The organism is Dyella thailandensis (assembly GCF_050749815.1).
Classification (GTDB): Bacteria; Pseudomonadota; Gammaproteobacteria; order Xanthomonadales; family Rhodanobacteraceae; genus Dyella_A.
In genome coordinates this window covers 1,552,794-1,570,922 of sequence record NZ_CP192735.1, presented here as the reverse complement: position 1 = coordinate 1,570,922, position 18,129 = coordinate 1,552,794, and the positions used below count along the sequence as shown (strand labels likewise).

General features: G+C 68.1%; 16 protein-coding genes. 4 read left to right on the top strand and 12 right to left on the bottom strand.

Going from position 1 to position 18,129, the window contains the following annotated elements:
• The first annotated feature begins 8 nt into the window (after window positions 1–8).
• The gene (gene gstA / locus ACQVBX_RS07250; protein ID WP_431637499.1) at window positions 9–617 is read left to right on the top strand and encodes a glutathione transferase GstA; all 609 of its coding nucleotides are present in this window, start codon (window positions 9–11) and stop codon (window positions 615–617) included.
• Between the two features lie 105 nt (window positions 618–722).
• On the opposite strand, the gene ACQVBX_RS07245 is transcribed toward gstA, so the two are convergent.
• Window positions 723–1,493, bottom strand: coding sequence for a LytR/AlgR family response regulator transcription factor (locus ACQVBX_RS07245; RefSeq protein WP_431637498.1), 771 nt, complete (start codon window positions 1,491–1,493; stop codon window positions 723–725).
• Complete coding sequence (locus tag ACQVBX_RS07240) at window positions 1,490–2,530, bottom strand: sensor histidine kinase (protein ID WP_431637497.1); 1,041 nt, start codon at window positions 2,528–2,530, stop codon at window positions 1,490–1,492. The genes ACQVBX_RS07245 and ACQVBX_RS07240 overlap by 4 nt, the downstream gene beginning before the upstream one ends.
• A gap of 138 nt (window positions 2,531–2,668) precedes the next feature.
• On the opposite strand from ACQVBX_RS07240, the gene ACQVBX_RS07235 reads away from it, so the two are divergent.
• Complete coding sequence (locus ACQVBX_RS07235) at window positions 2,669–4,861, top strand: DUF5916 domain-containing protein (protein ID WP_431637495.1); 2,193 nt, start codon at window positions 2,669–2,671, stop codon at window positions 4,859–4,861.
• A 329-nt stretch (window positions 4,862–5,190) separates the two neighbouring features.
• Window positions 5,191–5,418 carry a hypothetical protein gene (locus ACQVBX_RS07230; RefSeq protein ID WP_431637493.1) on the top strand — a complete coding sequence of 76 codons (228 nt, stop codon included), beginning with the start codon at window positions 5,191–5,193 and terminating at the stop codon, window positions 5,416–5,418.
• 93 nt (window positions 5,419–5,511) lie between these two features.
• Here ACQVBX_RS07230 and ACQVBX_RS07225 read toward each other — a convergent pair whose 3' ends face one another.
• From ACQVBX_RS07225 to purB, 7 genes are all read right to left on the bottom strand, one after another.
• Window positions 5,512–8,727, bottom strand: coding sequence for an error-prone DNA polymerase (locus tag ACQVBX_RS07225; protein ID WP_431637491.1), 3,216 nt, complete (start codon window positions 8,725–8,727; stop codon window positions 5,512–5,514).
• A complete protein-coding gene (locus ACQVBX_RS07220) occupies window positions 8,724–10,151 on the bottom strand; it encodes a Y-family DNA polymerase (RefSeq protein ID WP_431637489.1) in 1,428 nt (475 codons plus the stop codon). The genes ACQVBX_RS07225 and ACQVBX_RS07220 overlap by 4 nt, the downstream gene beginning before the upstream one ends.
• Window positions 10,152–10,160: 9 nt before the next feature.
• Window positions 10,161–10,805, bottom strand: coding sequence for a translesion DNA synthesis-associated protein ImuA (imuA, locus tag ACQVBX_RS07215; protein ID WP_431637487.1), 645 nt, complete (start codon window positions 10,803–10,805; stop codon window positions 10,161–10,163).
• A gap of 3 nt (window positions 10,806–10,808) precedes the next feature.
• Window positions 10,809–11,426 (bottom strand): transcriptional repressor LexA, encoded by a 618-nt coding sequence (gene lexA / locus ACQVBX_RS07210; RefSeq protein WP_431637485.1) that lies wholly within the window; start codon window positions 11,424–11,426, stop codon window positions 10,809–10,811.
• A 373-nt stretch (window positions 11,427–11,799) separates the two neighbouring features.
• A complete protein-coding gene (map, locus tag ACQVBX_RS07205; RefSeq protein WP_431637483.1) occupies window positions 11,800–12,546 on the bottom strand; it encodes a type I methionyl aminopeptidase in 747 nt (248 codons plus the stop codon).
• A gap of 69 nt (window positions 12,547–12,615) precedes the next feature.
• Window positions 12,616–13,011 carry a GFA family protein gene (locus ACQVBX_RS07200; RefSeq protein WP_431637482.1) on the bottom strand — a complete coding sequence of 132 codons (396 nt, stop codon included), beginning with the start codon at window positions 13,009–13,011 and terminating at the stop codon, window positions 12,616–12,618.
• Window positions 13,012–13,169: 158 nt separating this feature from the next.
• On the bottom strand, window positions 13,170–14,537 hold the full coding sequence (purB, locus tag ACQVBX_RS07195; RefSeq protein ID WP_431637480.1) for an adenylosuccinate lyase: 1,368 nt from the start codon (window positions 14,535–14,537) through the stop codon (window positions 13,170–13,172).
• A 248-nt stretch (window positions 14,538–14,785) separates the two neighbouring features.
• Between purB and ACQVBX_RS07190 the strand changes: the two genes are divergently transcribed.
• The gene (locus ACQVBX_RS07190) at window positions 14,786–16,180 is read left to right on the top strand and encodes a class II fumarate hydratase (RefSeq protein WP_431637477.1); all 1,395 of its coding nucleotides are present in this window, start codon (window positions 14,786–14,788) and stop codon (window positions 16,178–16,180) included.
• Window positions 16,181–16,272: 92 nt separating this feature from the next.
• Here ACQVBX_RS07190 and ACQVBX_RS07185 read toward each other — a convergent pair whose 3' ends face one another.
• From ACQVBX_RS07185 to ACQVBX_RS07175, 3 genes are all read right to left on the bottom strand, one after another.
• Entirely contained in the window at window positions 16,273–16,665 is a 393-nt protein-coding gene (locus tag ACQVBX_RS07185) for a PDZ domain-containing protein (protein ID WP_431637476.1), read from the bottom strand.
• 50 nt (window positions 16,666–16,715) lie between these two features.
• On the bottom strand, window positions 16,716–17,414 hold the full coding sequence (locus tag ACQVBX_RS07180) for a hypothetical protein (protein ID WP_431637474.1): 699 nt from the start codon (window positions 17,412–17,414) through the stop codon (window positions 16,716–16,718).
• A gap of 96 nt (window positions 17,415–17,510) precedes the next feature.
• On the bottom strand, window positions 17,511–18,071 hold the full coding sequence (locus ACQVBX_RS07175; protein ID WP_431637472.1) for a hypothetical protein: 561 nt from the start codon (window positions 18,069–18,071) through the stop codon (window positions 17,511–17,513).
• Window positions 18,072–18,129 lie beyond the last annotated feature (58 nt).

The window sequence follows — 18,129 nt, the reverse complement described above, 5'->3', positions numbered from 1 at the left end:
GACGCCCCATGAAGCTCTACTACCTTTCCGGCGCCTGCTCGCTGTCGCCGCACATCGTGGCCAACGAGGCCGGTATCGCCATCACGCTGGACAAGGTGGATCGTGCCACCAAGGTCACTGCCTCGGGCGAGGACTATATGGAGGTGAACCCCAAGGGCTATGTGCCGGCGTTGCGCCTGGATGACGGCGAAGTGCTCACCGAAGGCGCGGTGATCGTGCAGTACCTGGCCGATCTCAAGCCCGAGAGTGGGCTGGCGCCACCCCACGGCACGCTGGCGCGCTACCGCTTGCAGGAGATCCTCACCTACATCAATTCCGAGCTGCACAAGAGCTACAGCCCGTTGTTCAATCCGGCGACGCCGGACGAGACCCGGGCCGAGCGGAGCGCTTACCTCACGCGCCGCTACGCCTATATCGAAGCCATCCTTGGCAAGCAGTCGTACCTGTTGGGCGAACACTTCACCGTCGCCGATGCCTACCTGTTCACCGTGACCCAGTGGGCTGCGCGGGTCGGCCTCGACCTGGGTCCGTTCCCGGCCCTGGCCCAGTACCAGCGCCGCATCGCGGAGCGGCCGGCGGTGCAGGACGCGATGCGTGCCGAGGGGCTGCTCAAGTAGGACCGACGCCGACGAGCGCCGCGTCGGCGGGATGCCGCGCGGCGAACATGCTGGAGGGTGTCCAGCACGAAACGCGAACGGGCAGATCCCGCGGCTTCGCGCACGTCAGGTGCCGAGCACGTCGCGGACGGTCTTGCGCGTGCGCCGGCCCACGGATAGTTCCGCGCCGTTGCGCATGGTCAGCAGCAACTGGCCGCCGGTGCCGGTGGTGATGCGCAGCACCGCGTCAATGTTCACCAGGGTGGAGCGGTGCACCCGCAGAAAGCCCGCGCCCAATGTTCGTTCGAGATGCGAGAGGCTGTCCCGCATCAGGTAACTTCGTTCGGCGGTATGTGCCTGCACGTAGTCGCCGTCGGCGGCGAACCATTCGATCTGCGCCAGCGCCAGGCGAAGTTGGCCACTGCCGAGCTCCACCCAGACCTGTTCGGGCGCGGCCGCTTGCCCGCGCCGGCCTGCGGCCTGCAGGGCGCGTTCGAGCGCATCGATGCGCTGGGCGTTGTCGAGCATGCGCCGTCGGGCACCCACTCGCTCGATGGCCTGCGCCAGGCGCTGCGGGTCGACGGGCTTGAGCAGGTAGTCGATAGCGCCGACCTCGAACGCCTGCGCGGCGTAGTGGGCATAGGCGGTCACGAAGATCACCGCGGGGCTGACCGCGGGCGAGATGCGCGTGACCAGATCGAGCCCGGCGAGCACCGGCATCTCGATGTCCAGCAGCAGGAGGTCCGCGCCGTGCTGGGCCAGCCACTCCAACGCCTGTATTCCGTCGCCCGCCGTGCCGGCGACTTCCACCGTCGGTAGCTCCTGCAGCATGTGCTCCATGGCGCGGCGCGCGGGCGCCTCGTCGTCGACGATCAGCGCGCGCAGTCGGCTGCTCACGCTCGCGCGTCCAGGTAGATGCTCGCCACGAAGCCGCCATCGGGGCGTCCGCGGGCTACCAGTCGCCCCGCGGCGCCGTGCAGCAGGGCGAGCCGTTGCGCCACGTTGCGAAGCCCTATGCCGAACGCGGGCGCGCCGGCTTCGAGGCTGCCGCGGCCGTCGTCCTCCACGCTCAGCATCCAGCCCTCGTCGGTCGGGGCGGCGCTCAGGCGGATGGTCATGCGGTGCCGCGTGTCGGCCAGGCCGTGCTTGATGCAGTTTTCCACCAGCGGCTGCAGGATCAGGTGCGGCAGCTGCCGGTCGAGCAACTGCGGGGGGATCGCCTCTTCCAGCTGCAGGCGATCGCCGAATCGCTCCAGTTCGATCGCCAGGTAGTGATGCAGCGATTCCAGCTCGGTCGCCAGCGGCACCTGTTGCGGCCGGTCATTGTCGATCGCGCTGCGTAGAAATGCCGACAGCGCGAGCACGCTGCGCTGCGCGCGGGCATTTTCCCGGTCCAGCACGAGTGCGTAGACGGTGTTCAGCGCGTTGAACAGGAAGTGCGGATTGATCTGCTGCAGCAGCAGCCGATGTTGCGCGTCGATGGCCGCGGCGCTGGTCTGCGCCAGTCGAAGCTCGCGGTCGCGGCGCTGGGCATCGGCGGCGAGCGCGAAGTAGAGCAGCGCCCAGGCGGTGAACACCCACAGCACCAGCATCGCCACATCCGGGATGTGCACCCAGCGCGTCGGGCCCCAGTGCGGTGCGATGACGTAGAGCAGCAGCTCGTTGGCCAGCGCGTACACGATGCTGGCCGCGATCACGCCGACGGCGGCGGCCAGGCCAACGCGCCAGGCGCCGCGGCCGCTCGCGTGCACCAGCCACCGCCCCAGCGCGAGGCAAAGCAGCGCGCCGAGCACGCACAGCGGCAGCCGACGCAGCGCTCGCTCCACCGCGAAGGGCACCGGCTCGACCAGCGCGTCGGCGGTCCAGGCGACGAAGGCCATGGTCCACAGCGCGAGCGTGGCGAGCAGCAGGGTGTGCGGTCGGTGCGGCGTCATGGAACGAGATTGCGACACGGCCTGGGCGAGGGCAAGGCCGCTCACCGAGCCGCGGCTACCGCTCGGCGAAAAGTCTTTGACCGGCGCCGCGCCGCTTTGCGATTGCTGAGGCTCTCCCGTGCTGGACACCTCATTCGCATGCGTTGGTTGACTGGACTGCTGCTCTTCACCCTGGCGATGTCGTTGCACGCGGCCGCCGCCGCCTCGATCACGGCAACGCGCACGACGCAGCCGATTCACCTGGACGGACGCCTGGATGAGCCGGTCTGGGCGTCGGCGCAGGTCATCGACCGCTTCTACGAGACCTATCCCGGCTCGCTGGTGCCGGCACCCGAGCGCACCGAGGTGCGCCTGGCGTACGACGATGATTTTCTCTACATGGGGTTTCGCCTGTGGCTGAAGCATCCCAGTCAGCTGCGAACGCCGTTCGTGCGTCGCGACAAGGTCAACTCCACCCACGATTACGTGCAGATCTATCTCGACCCGCAGGGCTCGCGACGCGGTTCGTACCTGTTCCGCGTCAACGCGCGCGGCACGCGCACCGACGGCTACCAGAACGAAGCGCAGGAGACCGAGACGCTCGATCCTGACTACGACTGGGAGGTCGCCTCGCACATCGACGCGCGCGGCTGGAGCGCAGAGATGCGGATCCCCCTGTCGACCCTGCGCATCTCGCGCAGCGGCCTGCAGCGGTGGGCGGTGGTGGTGACGCGCGGCGTGCCGCGCGATCAGAACACGCAGATGGCCAGCGCCCCGTTTCCGCACGACTCGAACTGCTTTCTCTGCTATGCCGGCACGGTGGTGTTTCCCGACCTGAAGGCCAAGTCCGAACACCTGATCGTGACGCCCAGTGGCACGATCACCCGTCGTCGCGATCGCGGCAGCTTTGGCCACGCCGACGACGTCCGCCTGCAACCCAGCCTCGACGCCAAATGGCTGCCGCGCGACGGTGCGGCGCTCGACCTCACCGTACGGCCCGATTTCTCCCAGGTGGAAGCGGACTCGGCCCAGCTCACCGCGAACCAGCGCTTTGCCCTGGACCTGCCGGAGAAGCGGCCGTTCTTTCGCGAAGGGGCCGACCTGGTGACGACGGCGATTCCGGCCGTCTATACGCGCAGCATCGCTGCGCCCGACTACGGCCTGCGCTACACCCAGCGCTCGGCCGGGCTGGAATACACCGCCTTCGGTGCCCGCGATGGCGGGCGGCCGGCGATCATCGAGCCAGGCTTTCTCGGCTCCACGCTGGTACTGCCGGATTTCGATTCCGACGATGCCTTCGCGCGCCTGCGCAGCACGCTCGCACACGGCGATGTCGGCGGCCTGGTGGCAGCCAAGCGCAACGACGACGGCAGCCGCAACCTGGTCGGCGGCAGCGACGCCACCTGGTCCAGCGATACCGATCGGGTGACCGGGCAATGGCTGGCCTCGCACACGCGCAATCCGAACCGACCGGACCTCGCCCCAAGCTGGCATGGTCAGGCGGTGCAGGGTTCGGCAACCCTGCTGCAGTGGGATCACAGCACCGATCAGGTCTGGTCACTGCGCTACGAGCGCTATTCCCCGGGCTTTCGAAGCTGGCTGGGCTATGTGCCGCGCGTGGGCTACCAGTCGCTGCACGGTGAGTACTACCGCCCGTTCTATTCGACGGCAAAATGGCTCAACACCATCGAGCCGTACGTGTCGGTGGACCGCCTGCGTGGGCTGGGCTCGAACCGCGGCAGTGAATCGGACGCCGCGCCCGGTCTGGTGCTGGCCGGTTACAAGGGCTTCGCCGCGGATATCTCGTGGCATCCGCACGCCATGGTGCTCGACGCCCAGGGCCACGCGCGACGCACCCGCTACCTCGCATGGCAATTCAGTGCGAGCCCGGGGCGATGGGTGCCTCTGGTGGCCTTCACCGGCAAACGCGGGGAGGTCGTCGACTACGCCAGCGGCGACGTGGTGCCCTCGACCACGCTCGGATGGCGCGTGCTGACACGCCCGCTGGATCGGCTGGAGCTGGAAGTGCAGTACGACCGCAATGTCCTGCACGGCAAGCCCGGCGAACAGCGACGGCTGATCGAAACGGCCACGCAGTTCATCGGCACTTGGCACTTCAACGCACGCTTCTTTGCGCTGCTCACCTGGCAGCGTTATGCGAGCGCGCGCAACGTTCCCGAGACAGACCACTACCGCAGCCGCACCGCCAGCGTGCAGTTCAACTGGGACGTGTCGAGAAAATGCCAGCTCTACTGGGGCGTGCGCTCCGGCAACGAGCAGCCCGCAGCACCGGCGATCGGTGGCGACGGCCGGGAGGTCTATCTGAAGGCGTCCTACACGTTTCGGGGGTGAGATGTGCAGGACTGACTGAGGATCATCGGAAGGCGTTAGCGCGCAAGAGCTGACGCCAGTCCATGGGAGCCTGCAAGGTGGCTTTCGTCGGGTGGTATGACGGCGCAACTGTGCCTTGAGCCGAGTCGTTGTCCCCACCACATTTCGCAGCTCTTTTCCGCGCCAGATAGACGTTATTTATGTGAGGTGTCGCACAGTTACTGTTCGTATAGCAATTTCCTACAGGCTGATCCTGCAATGGCCTACAGCGCTGTCCCTTGCGGAGTTACAGAGTTTATCGTGCTCGCTGGCTGTAGCGGGCTTCGTCCCTTACGCAAGGAGATAGCGTGATGAAAGCAATGCTTCCGATTATCGCCGTCACATTGGTTGCGGGTGCGATTTCACTGTATGCGCCCAAGGTGGCAGCTCATCTGGACTGCGGAAGGCTCTACCAGGAATGTGTGGACTCCGGTAATCCGGTTGGAGATTGCCAGCTTAAGGAGGATGAGTGCTGGGTTACCAACCACTGGCCTGACGGTGCGAAAATGTTTCAGCTAAAGGCCAAGGCGAACGATTAATCAGGTCTAATGCCGAAAAGGCGTCCCACGTGGACGCCTTTTTATTTTAATCGATGGATGCAAAAACGCGTGGTCCTGTCCATAGCGTCTGCATCAATGAAAATCCCGCGACCCTGCCTGCAGTTTGCCGAGCAGGTCGCTGAGGTCGGTGAGGCGGTGGGCGACGAGGTGGCGTACGCCGTCGACGTGTTGCCACTGGCCGTCGACCATCAGCAGGCGGGAGCTGATCAGGGGGCGGCGTTGCTGGGTGGCGATGTGCTGCCAGACGATCACGTTGATCGGGCCGTGCTCGTCTTCCAGCGTGACGAAGATGACGCCGCTGGCGGTGCCCGGTTGCTGGCGGGTGATCACTAAACCGGCGGCCCGCACGGGGCTGCCGTGCGGGGCGTTCAGCAGTTCGCGTGAATCGCGGCAGCGCCGCGCGCGCAGCTGGGCGCGCAACTGGCGCATCGGGTGCGGGCCGAGGCTGAGGCCGGTGGCGGCGTAGTCGGCGGCGGTGTCCTGGGCCACGCTGGGCAAGGGCAGTACGGCGGCGGTTTCCACGCTGGCCTGGCTTTCGAACAGCGGCAGTTGTGCTTGCACGCCGGTGACGGCCCAACGCGCGCGGTGACGATGGCCAGCGAGGCCGCGCAGGGCGCCCGCTTCGGCCAGCGCCTCGCGGTGGTGACGATTGAGATCGGCACGTAGGCAGAGGTCTTCCACGTCGCGGAAATCGCGCTGCTCGCGCGCCGCGACCATGGTGCGGGCGACCGCTTCGCTCAGGCCGTTGATCATGCGCAGGCCCAGCCGCAGCGCGGGCTGGCCGCGGGCATTGCGGGGGTCATCTTCCAGCGTACAGTCCCACTGGCTGTGGCGCACGTCGACCGGACGCACGGCGACGCGGCCGATGCGCTGCAGCTCCTGCACGATCTGGCTGGGCGCGTAGAAGCCCATCGGCTGCGAGTTGAGCAGCGCGCAGGCGAACGCCGCGGGCTCATGGCATTTGAGCCAACAGCTGACGTAGACCAGGTTGGCGAAGCTGGCCGCGTGCGATTCGGGAAAGCCGTACGAGCCGAAGCCCTTGATCTGCTCGAACAGCTGCGCGGCGAATTCGTCGGTGTAGCCGAGTTCGAGCAGGCCGGCGGTGATGCGTTCGCGATGCGGTTCCATGCCGCCGTGGCGCTTCCAGGCGGCCATTGAACGGCGCAGCTGGTCCGCCTCGCCGGCGCTGTAGCCGGCCGCGACGATGGCCAGCTTCATCACCTGCTCCTGGAACAGCGGCACGCCCTCGGTCTTGGTGAAGATCGCCGCCACGCTGGGATGGTGCTGCATGCGCTCACCGCGGCCATGGCGGCGCTCCAAGTAGGGATGCACCATGTTTCCCTGGATCGGCCCGGGCCGCACGATCGCCACCTGGATCACCAGGTCGTAGAACTCGCGTGGCCGCAGCCGCGGCAGCATCGCCATCTGCGCGCGGCTCTCGATCTGGAACACGCCCACGGTCTCGGCGCGGCGGATCATTTCATAGGTGGGCTCGTCGTCCTGCGGCAGCGAGGCGAGGGTGGGGAAGTCGCGGCCGCGCTCGGTGCGCAGCAGGTGCAGGCATTTGCGGATGCAGGTGAGCATGCCCAGCGCGAGGCAGTCGACCTTGAGCATGCGCATGGATTCCAGGTCGTCCTTCTCCCACTGGATGATGGTGCGATCGGGCATCGCCGCGTTCTCCACCGGCACCAGGCTGTCCAGCGCGGCGTCGCTGATGACGAAGCCGCCCACGTGCTGGGAGAGGTGGCGCGGGAAGTCGAGCAACTGGAAGGTGAGCTGCAGCACGCGGCGGATCAGCGGGCTGTCCGGATCGAAGCCGCCTTCGCGCAGCAGCACCGGCAGCGGCGTCTCGCCCTGGCCGCGGGCGAAGATGCGGCTGAGCTGGTTCACCTGGTCCATCGGCAGGCCGAGCGCGCGGGCCACGTCGCGCACCGCGCTCTTGCCGCGGTAGCGGATCACCGTGGCGGCCAGCGCGGCGCGTTCGCGGCCGTACTTGGCGTAGATGTACTGGATCACCTGCTCGCGTCGCTCGTGCTCGAAGTCGACGTCGATATCCGGCGGCTCGTTGCGCTCGGCGGAGATGAAGCGCTCCATCAGCAGGTCGATCTTGCCCGGGTTCACCTCGGTGATGCCGAGCGCGAAACAGACGGCCGAATTGGCGGCCGAGCCGCGACCCTGGCAGAGGATCTTCTCGCTCCGAGCGAAGTGCACGATGTCGGCCACGGTGAGGAAGTAGGCCTCGTACTGCAGCTGGCCGATCAGCTTCAGCTCGCGCTCGATCTGCGTTCCGATGGCCTCCGGCACGCCATTCGGCCAGCGCCAGCGCATGCCCGCTTCGGTGAGCTGGCGTAGCCACGAGGCGGCGGTGTGACCCTCCGGCACCAGCTCCTTCGGATAGCGGTAGTGGATGGTGCGCAGGTCGAAGGTGCAGCGTGCGGCGATGCGCAGGGTTTCGTCCATCAGCGCGACGGGGTAGTTGGCCGCCAGCACCTCGCGCCGGCGCAGGTGGCGCTCGCCGTTGGGAAACAGCTTGTCGCCGATGTCGGCCACCGGCTGGCGGTGGCGGATCGCGGTGAGCGTGTCCTGCAGCGCGCGGCGGCTGCGCACGTGCATGTGCACGTCGCCGCTGGCGACCAGCGGCAGATCCAGCGCGGCGGCCAGCTCGGTGAGTGCGTGCAGGCGTTGGCGATCATCCGGGCCGTGGTGCAGTTCCACCGCCAGCCAGCAGCGGCCGGCGAAGGTCTGCGCCAGCCAGTGGCCGTGCTCGATCTGGGGTTTCGTATCCGGTAGCCACAGCGCCAAGGTGCCGGGCAGGCCGTGGGCGAAGTCGGCGCGGGTCAGCCGGTACGTGCCTTTGTCGGCGCGGCGGCGCCCTTGCGTGATCACGCGGCACAACTGGGTGTAGCCGGCATGGTCCTCGCACAGCAGCACGAACTTCGGGCCGTCGTCGAGCTGGAATTCGGCGCCGACGATCAGGCGTACGGCGGGCGGTTCGTCCTTGGTCGGGCGGGTGGCGTCCTGCGCGTCGAGCGCGCGCACGATGCCGGCCAGCGAGCATTCGTCGGTGATCGCCAGCGCGGTGTAGCCCAGCGCCTGCGCGCGGGCGAACAGTTCTTCCGCATGCGAGGCGCCACGCTGGAAGGAGTAGGGCGACAGGCAGTGCAGTTCGGCGTAGCCGGGCGGCGGGTCAGCCGCGGATGCCGGCAGTGCGTGTGCGCGCGAGGCCGAGGCAGTCGTCGCGTCATTCGAGGCCACCACCTGCAGGCGGGAGCGCTTGTCCCGGCTCATGCGAACCAGCCGTGCAGCATCCAGCCGCGGCGTTCGTCCGGACGCTCGCCAGGCGGACAGAATGCCCAGGCGCGCTGGCCCTCGGCGGTTTCCAGCACGTAGTAGTCGCGGCGCAGGTCGCCGCCGTCCCACCAGCCGCTCTCGATGCGTTCGGGCCCGGCCAGCACGCGCACGTGCCGCGTGCGCAGCGGGATCGGCTGCGGCAGCAGCCAGGTGGGGCGCGGATGCATGCCAGGTTTGGCGGCACGCGAATCGGCGGAGGCTACGCGCTGCGCGCGCTCAGGCCGCGGATCGCCGGTGGCCTCCAGCCGGTACACGGCGTCGTCGCCCAGCCGCGCGCGCAGGCGTTCGTGCAGGTGCTCGAGCGGGATGGCATGCTCGGGGCGCACGTCGAACAGGTCGCGCCGCCCGGGCACGAACGGTGGCAGCTCGCTGGCGCGCAGGCGCAGCCATTCCACAGGATGGGTGAGCGTGATGCGCTCGAGCCGGCTGCGCGCAAACTCGAACAGGGCGGCGGCGTCGCGCTCCGGCTGCAGCAGGCCGATCGGCACGTGGGTGGGCCGCTGGCGGCGATGCCCCAGGCTCAGCGTGAAACGCTGCACGCCGCCGTCGCGACCGGCGAGAAACGCGGCGAGATCCCCGGTGAGCCGACGCAGCGGAAACGCCAGCGAGGCCAGCTGCTCCACGTCGAAATTGAACGCGATGCGTGCCTCGAACCGATCCGGCGGCTGGTAGCGCGGGCGCGGCAGCTGGCGTTCGCCGAGCAGATCGTCCAGATGATCGAGTAGCGCCGCACCGAAGCGTCGGCGCAGGCCGTCGCGCGGCAGCGCCAGCAGGGCGCCGAGGCGCTGCACGCCCATCCGCGCGAGCGCCTCGTCCAGTCCGTCGGGCAGGCCGGCCATGCTGAGCGGCAGCTTGGCCAGCCCGGCGTGGAGCTGCTCCGGCGTGGTCAGCGCGGCGCCGTCCGCGGCTTCGGCCAGCACGCGCGCGGCCAGCGGCGTGGGAGCGAGCGCGAGGCGGTGGCGAAAACCCATCGCGGCCAGGTCGTCGCGCAGTTTCTGCTGGAACTGCGGCCAGCGGCCGAACAGGCGCTGGCTGCGCTGCACCTCCAGTCCGATGGCGCTGGGCAGCTGCAGCACCTCGGCGCTGTAACGATAGGCCCAGGCGCCGAGCAGATCGTGCTGGCGCGCGGTGAGCGCGGCGTCGTGCGGCACGGCGTCGAAGCGGGCGAGCAGGGCGTGCGCGGTGGTCAGCGGCTGGCCGGGGTGGATGCCGGCCGCGCGCGCGCCGTCATTGGCGTCGAGGACGCGGCGCGCCTGCAGCGGGCCGTCGATCACTACCAGCGGCGCGGTGTCCTCCGGCGGGCGGCGACGCAGCAGCGTGTCCAATGCCAGATGCGGCAGGGTGATGCAGGCCCAGAGCATGGCGCGACCTCATGCGCCCGCGCGGGCCAGCACGAACGCCTGCGCCGGCGGCTGGCCACCGCGGCATTTGCGCACCCGCCACTGCGGCTGCGGCTGGGTCTCCAGCTCGATGCGCAGGGCCGCCGGCGAGGCGTGTGCGGCGTGGCGGCGGTCGCGGAACAGGAAGCCGGGCGTATGCCCGCTTTCTGCCGCCACCTGCAGTCGGCGCAGCGCGCGCTCGTCGGCCTCGCCAGGCCAGCCCAGCACGGCGCCGCAGGCGCTGCTACGCAGGCATTGCTCCATCGCCCACAGCGCATCGCTGCCCGAACCGGCACGCACGATGGTGACGTGACGCATGTCCACGCCGCGCGCCGACCAGCCGTCCACCCCGGGCAGATACGGCGGCGCCACCACCATCGCCGGGCGCTGCCGGGTGGCGAGCGTGGCCAGCGCGGGCAGCACCAGCTCGAGTTCGCCCACGCCGTCCAGCGGCAGCAGGATCTCGCTCAGCGCATGCGCCGGCCAGCCCCCCTGGGGCAGGGCCGCATCCAGCGGCGCCCAGCCGGTGGGCACGCCGTCGGGAGCGCCCTCGGTGGCCGGCCGCGCGCGGCCGCGCCAGAGCCGGCGGGCATCAAACAGCGGTGACAGCACCGCGCCGGACAGGACATCGCCCATGGCTCAACCCTGCCGGATCAGGCCCGCGAACAGGCCCTCGATGGCGAAGTCCTCGCGCGGGTCGGGATCGATCGGCTGATAACCGGCGCTGCGCGGCAGCAGACGCAACTGGCGACCCTTGCGGTACAGCCGCTTCACGGTGAAGCCATCGCCCACGCGAGCCACCACCGTCTGGCCGTGCTCGGCCACCGGCGTGGCGTGCACGCCAATCAGGTCGCCGTCGAGGATGCCGTCGTCGCGCATCGAGTCGCCGCGCACGCGCAGCAGGTAATCCGGGCGCAGCTTGAACAGAGCGGGATCCAGCCGCAGCACGCGCTCGGTGCTCGCTTCGCTCAGCAAGGGCTCGCCCGCCGCCACGCGGCCGATCAGCGGCAGCGCGAGCAGGTCGTCGGCAGGCACCGGGGCAGGCCAGCCATCCAATAGCCGGATACCGCGCGCCCGGTTCGGCAGCAGCGCGATCCGGCCCTTGGCCTCCAGCGCGCGCAGGTGCTTCACCACCGCATTGACGTGCTCGATCCCCAGTGCCGCACCGATTTCCTGCAGCGTCGGCGGCATGCCCTGCGCCGACGCGTGCTGGCGCAGAAAAGCGAGGATCTCGGCCTGGCGGGTAGTGAGCGACATGGTGTAAATAATTTCACCTTTGCGGTCGGATGCCAAGGGCCGGCGCAGGCATCAGAGCGCGCGCGCCTCTCAGCGGCTGCGACGGGCGTGGGCGGCCTGCGATGAGGCACGGATGCGCGCACGGGACAGTACACCGGCCCGTACGCCCGTTTCGGCACTTCGATTGGAGAGGACGCCTGGACTGATCCCGATCTGGCGCCGGGAGCATCGCGCCGGGCTGCCAGCCGCCAGCCCGGTGGCCGAGGGATTCCTCGCCCAGGCAGGCCGCGTCGTGCTCAGGGGCTCGCGCTGTGCTTTACCGCCAGGTCGCCTTTGCGGGTTCCGGGAGTGACGGTCCAGCCCGGCTTCAGCGTGAGCTTCCAGCCGCGGCCGGCTAGTGCCGGGTGACCACGATGGGGTCGCCCCGGGTGATGATCATCGTGTGTTCGTACTGCGCCGACAGGTTGCCGCGCGCACCCACCAGCGTCCAGCCATCGTCGGTTTCGTTGACGATGCGGCTTTTGGTCGATAGGAACGGCTCGATGGTGATCACCATGCCTTCGCTAAGCACGCGCTCGTCCGTCGGATCGAAGTAGCCAGGGATGTGCTCCGGGTCTTCGTGCAACGCCCGGCCGACGCCGTGGCTGGAGAGGTTCTCGATGACGCGGAAGCCGTAGGTCTTCGCGGTGCGCTGGATGGCGGCGCCGATGCCGTTGAGCGGCTGGCCCGCGCGCGCCACCTTCATCGCCTGCTCCAGTGCTGTGCGCGCGGCGTGGCACAGGCGCGTCTTCTGCGGGTTGCCCGGCGGTATCACCCGCGTGCCGCCGGTGTCGGCGAAATAACCGTCCAGCTCGGCAGAGACGTCGACGTTCAGCACGTCGCCGGCGTCGATCACGCGATCGCCGGGAATGCCGTGCGCGGCCTCCTCATTGAGGCTGATGCAGGTCGCGCCCGGAAAACCGTAGGTCAGCCTGGGCGCCGATCGCGCGCCGTGCTGCGCGAGCAGGCGCTCGCCCAGCGCATCGAGCTCGCGCGTGGTCATGCCCGGCTCGGCCGCCTCGAGCATCTCATGCAGCACGTACGAAACGATCCTGCCGATGCGCTTGAGGGCGACAACGTCGTCTTCGGTTTCGATGGTCATGGGGATCTCCACTGCGGGCATGGAAGGTTACCCCAGCGCGGTGGCCGTGGCGCCGTGCTGGCGCCCGGATCAATCGAAGTGCTCCGCCTCCGCCGGCGGCACCACCCAGCGATGCATGCGCGATTCGTAGACGGACACCGTGGGTGTCGGAAACTGCGGATCGGCGAACGCACCCACCGGGATGCTGATGAAGTCCGGCATGGTGTCCGGTTCGTAGTAGACCGTGGTGCCGCACACCGGACAGAAATGGAAGGTGCATGTGGACCCTTCATCCCCGGTCCGTGCGTATGCGGTGGATGTGCCCGCAACGGTTACGTCCCTGCGATGAAACCGCGCCTGCTGCGCAAAAGGGCTGCCCGTACGGCGCTGACACGCCAGGCAGTGGCAGATCGAGTTGCGCACGGGGTCGCCACTCACTTTGGCCGTGAGCTGACCACAACTGCAGGAGGCGCGACGGTTCGTCATGATCGATCTCTCGGGCATCTGACCTTGGTCCACCTAGTCTGCACGCAATCCGATCGTCCGGCGGTGGCGCGCCCCTGTCGGACGATAAGCGATTGGCCAAAAAAGGAACGCCCCGAGCATGCAGCCGGGGCGTTTACGTCGCTGGAAAGCGGAGGCGGTCAGATGTCCTTGGCGAGGTCCTCGGCCAGTCCGACATACCCACCCGGCGTCAGCTCCAGCAGCCGTTGCTTGGCCTCTGCCGGCAAATCGAGGCCATCGACGAAGCTGCGCATCGATTCGCGGGTGATGCCCTGGCCGCGGGTCAGCGCCTTGAGCTGCTCGTAGGGCTCGGGCAGGCCGTAGCGGCGCATCACGGTCTGCACGGCTTCGGCCAGCACTTCCCAGCTGGCGTCCAGGTCCGCGGCGAGGCGGTCCGGGTTGACCTGCAGCTTGCCCAGGCCCTTGGCCAGCGACTCCAGCGCGACCAGTGTGTGGCCGAAGGCGGTGCCCAGCGCGCGCAGCACGGTGGAGTCGGTGAGGTCGCGCTGCCAGCGGCTGATCGGCAGCTTCTCGGCGAAGTGGCCGAGAAGCGCGTTGGCGAGGCCGAAGTTGCCCTCGGCGTTCTCGAAGTCGATCGGGTTGACCTTGTGCGGCATGGTCGAGGAGCCGACTTCGCCGGCCTTCAGCGCCTGCTTGAAGTAGCCCAGCGAGATGTAGCCCCAGATGTCGCGGGCCAGGTCGATCAGCACCGTGTTGGCGCGGCGCACCGCGTCGCAGTATTCGGCCACGCCGTCGTGCGGCTCGATCTGCGTGGTGTAGGCGTTGTAGCCCAGGCCCAGGCTCTCGACGAAGCGCTGCGAGAACGCGCGCCAGTCCAGCTCAGGGTAGGTGATGGCGTGGGCGTTGTAGTTGCCCACGGCGCCGTTGATCTTGCCGCTGATCTCCACCTCGGCCAGCTGCTTGCGCTGGCGCTCGAGCCGCGCGACTACGTTGGCCAGTTCCTTGCCCAGGGTGGTCGGCGAGGCGGTCTGGCCGTGGGTGCGCGAGAGCATTGGCAGCGCGGCGTGGGTGTGGGCCAGCGTGCGCAGGGTGGCGATGATCTTGTCGAATGCCGGCAGCAGCACCTCGGTGCGAGCGTCGCGCAGCATCAGCGCGTAGGAGAGATTGTTGATGTCCTCGCTGGTGCAGGCGAAGTGCACGAACTCCTTGGCCTGGGCCAGCGCGGCGTCGGCACCGATGCGCTCCTTGATGAAGTACTCCACCGCCTTGACGTCGTGGTTGGTGGTGGCCTCGATCGCCTTGATGCGGGCGCCGTCGTCCACGCTGAAATCGGCGGCGATGGCCTTGAGCGTAGCGATCTGCGCCGGCGCGAAGGCGGGCAGCTCGGCGATCGCCGGCTCGGCGCCCAGTGCCAGCAGCCACTCGATCTCCACCTGCACGCGCCGGTGCATCAGGCCGTATTCGCTGAAGATCGGGCGCAGCGACTCGGCCTTGCTGGCGTAGCGGCCGTCCAGTGGGGACAGGGCGGTGAGGGCGTGGGTGGACATCGGGGCGTTCCGGCAACGGGAAAACCGCCATTTTACATGGCTTCCCAAGGTGGCGGCTCACGCGCTGCCGCCGTTGTAGGAGCCCGCTCGCGGGCGATGCTCTTTGGCTTGGCTGTGCGTTGCCGGAGACTTCGATGGGGATCAGGAGCAAGAGCATCGCCCGCGAGCGGGCTCCTACAGGGGGGCGTTTTCGCGGTGCTTACGGGGAGGCGCTTATAGTGCGGCGGTCTTTTCCAAGGAGTGTGGCCATGAGTGGCTTTCGTATCGAACACGACAGCATGGGCGAACTGAAGGTGCCGGCCGAGGCGCTGTATGGCGCGCAGACGCAGCGGGCGATCGACAACTTCCCCATTTCCGGGCTGCGGCTGCCGCGCGGCTTCATCCGCGCGCTGGGGCTGATCAAGGCGGCAGCGGCGGAGGCGAATCTCGCGCTGGGCCATCTGAAGAAAGGCCAGGCGGCGGCGATCCGCAAGGCCGCGCTGGCGGTGGCGGACGGCCAGTTCGACGACCAGTTTCCGATCGACGTGTTCCAGACCGGCTCGGGCACCAGCACCAACATGAATGCCAACGAGGTGATCGCGCACCTCGCCGCCAAGGCCGGCAGCAAGGTGCACCCCAACGACCATGTGAACTACGGGCAGAGCTCCAACGACGTGATCCCCACCGCGATCCACGTCAGCGCCACGCTGATGACGACGGAAGAACTGCTGCCGGCGCTGAAGTACCTGAAGAAGACCATCGAGCGCCGCGCCCGCGAACTGAAGAACGTCGCCAAGACCGGCCGCACCCATCTGATGGACGCGATGCCGATCACCTTCGGCCAGGAGCTCTCCGGCTGGGCGGCGCAGATCGGCGCGGCGATCGAGCGCGTTGAAGATGCGTTGAAGCGCATGCGCCGCCTGCCGCAGGGCGGCACGGCGGTGGGCACCGGCATCAACGCCGATCCGAAGTTCGGTGCGGCAGTGGCGAAGGAGTTGAAGAAGCTCAGTGGCGTGAAGTTCGAATCGGCCGCCAACTACTTCGAGGGCATGGCCGCGCAGGATGCGGCGGTGGAGCTGTCCGGTGCGCTGAAGACGCTGGCGGTGGCGCTGATGAAGATCGCCAACGATCTGCGCTGGATGAATTCCGGCCCGCTGGCGGGCCTGGGCGAGATCGAGCTGCCGGCCTTGCAGCCCGGCTCGTCGATCATGCCGGGCAAGGTGAACCCGGTAATCCCGGAGGCGACCGCGATGGTGGCTGCGCAGGTGATTGGCAACGACGCCACCATCACCATTGCCGGGCAATCCGGCAACTTCCAGCTCAACGTGATGCTGCCGGTGATCGCGTACAACCTGTTGCAGTCGATCGGCACGCTGGCCAACGTGTCGCGCCTGCTGGCGGACAAGGCGATCCTCGGCTTCAAGGTCAACACGAAGCGGGTCAACGAGGCGCTGGCGATGAACCCGATCCTGGTCACCGCGCTGAACCCGGTGATCGGTTACGAGAAGGGCGCCGCCACGGCCAAGAAGGCGTACAAGCAGCAGCGGCCGATCATGGACGTGGCGCTGGAAACCACCGGGCTGTCGAAAGACGAGCTGAAGAAGCTGCTCGATCCGCTGACGCTCACCAAGGGCGGTATCCACGGGGGCGGTGGCGGCGGTTGAGCATGGTGCAGCCGATGCTTTGAACACCCCAAAAGATAGAGCCCGGTGTCAGTTCGACGCCGGGCTCTATCTGAGGGCCGTGTGCGGTTGGATCAGGGCTGCGGGTGTACCAGCGCACCCAGTGCACCGTCGGGGAGCATGACGTCCATGTCGTGGCCGCCTCGGCTGACGGACAGCTTCGCTTGATTCTGCATATGCGCGTTCGCGAAGGTCACCAGGTCCACCACGTGGGCCACCGCGTGGCCGTCCACAGCGGTAATCAGGTCACCTTTGTGGAGGCCGTTCTGTCCCTCGGGCGAGATCGTCACAACCTCGATGCCCTTGCCATCCTTGGATGAAAGTTCGAGCGCACGGTCATTTGCACTGTGCCAGGTCAGGTTGTCCGTCGTGCCATGGATCTTGATGTAGCCGGGCCAGGCGGCGTGGGCGGCTGACGCCATCGTGGCGGCCAGAGCCAGGGTGCCGATGATTGCTGCATGTCGCATGGGGTCTCTCCTTGAGTCGAGGTCGGGGGCACGTCGCCCCCGGGATTCCGTCAGTCGTGGTTGTCATCGTCCTTGCCGCAGTCATCCACATCCTTCTGCGTCATGGTGGCGTAGGGGCGGAACTCCGGCATGGCCGCGGCGAGCTTCTGCTGTGAGCTGAGCATGTCGGGCAGGCGCAGGCAGAGCTTGGCGGCAGCGGCCTTGATCTGCTCGGTCTGCGGCTTGATGCGCTCCTCGATCTCCTTGTCGCTCTTGCCGGTGAGCGCGCCCCAGATCGCTTCCTTGGCCGCCTGGGTGCCCAGGTTGGCGCCGTGCTCGCCGATCTCCATGCCGGCCTCGGCAATGCCAATGATCTGCTGGCGGTAGTCCACCAGCATGGTGTGCTGCTCGGGCGTGGCCGGCACGGTCTTGCCGGCAATCACCAGCTCGCCCTGCGGGGTGATCACGGCCTTGGGCAGGTCGCCATGGTCGTCCTTGTCGTCGTGGCGGCCGTGACCGACGTGGACGTCGTTGATGTCGATGTCCTTGGTGGCCAGTTCCTGCTTGGCCTGCTCGATGCCCTTGTGGATCTCGGCGGAAATCATGGACGGGGAGGTCTGGTCCTGCGCGTCCTTGATGGCCTGCGCGGCATTGTCGGCGCTGTTCGAGCCTGCCTGGTCGGTCTGGCTGCATGCCGCCAGCGGCAGCAGTAACGCAAGGGCGAGGACACTGGCGGTGATCGCACGACTGGTGATGGCGGTGTTCTTCATCGGATTCCTTCCTGCTTGGGATGATTGGTATGTCCGCCTCGCCGGGGCGCAGGCGGGCAGGCCGCCGCAGCCTGGACGTGGCTGCGGGTCGGAAAACTAGTCGTCGTTGCCTTTGCGGCACTCGCTCACGCTATCGGTGGTGATCAGCTGGCCATAGGGCTTGAAGGCGTCCAGTTGGGTAGCGAGCTGCTCCTGGGCGCTGCGGATCTGCTCCAGGTCATCGCAGATCTTCAGCGCGGCCTGCTTCACCTTGTCGGTCTGCGCGTTCACCTTTTCTTCGGCTGATTTGCCCTCGCCGCCGGCCAAGTTGGATACCGCGCCCTTGATGGCCTCACCGGCAATCGCCGCGCCGACCTTGCCCGTTTCCACACCGTGCTCGCGCACGGCCTCGGCGCCGGCGTAGTACTGCAGGAACAGAGCGCGCTGCGCAGGCGTGATCTGCACCGGCTTGCCGTCCACCGCGAAATCGCCCGAGGCGCCGATGGTGGCCGAGGCGCCGTGTTCGGGATGGAGCACGATCTGGCTGCCTTCGACGCGGATGGCGCCGTTCTCGATGCTGGTGTTGCTGCCGTCGATCAGGGTGAGGTGATCGTCGCTACCGCTGCAGCCGGCGAGTAAGGCGGCGGCGAGCAGGGCGGGGAAAAGGTGCATGCGCATGGAGGACTCCGTGAGATCCATCGTCGGGAAGGAGGACGGCGGCCGTGTGGCCGCCGTC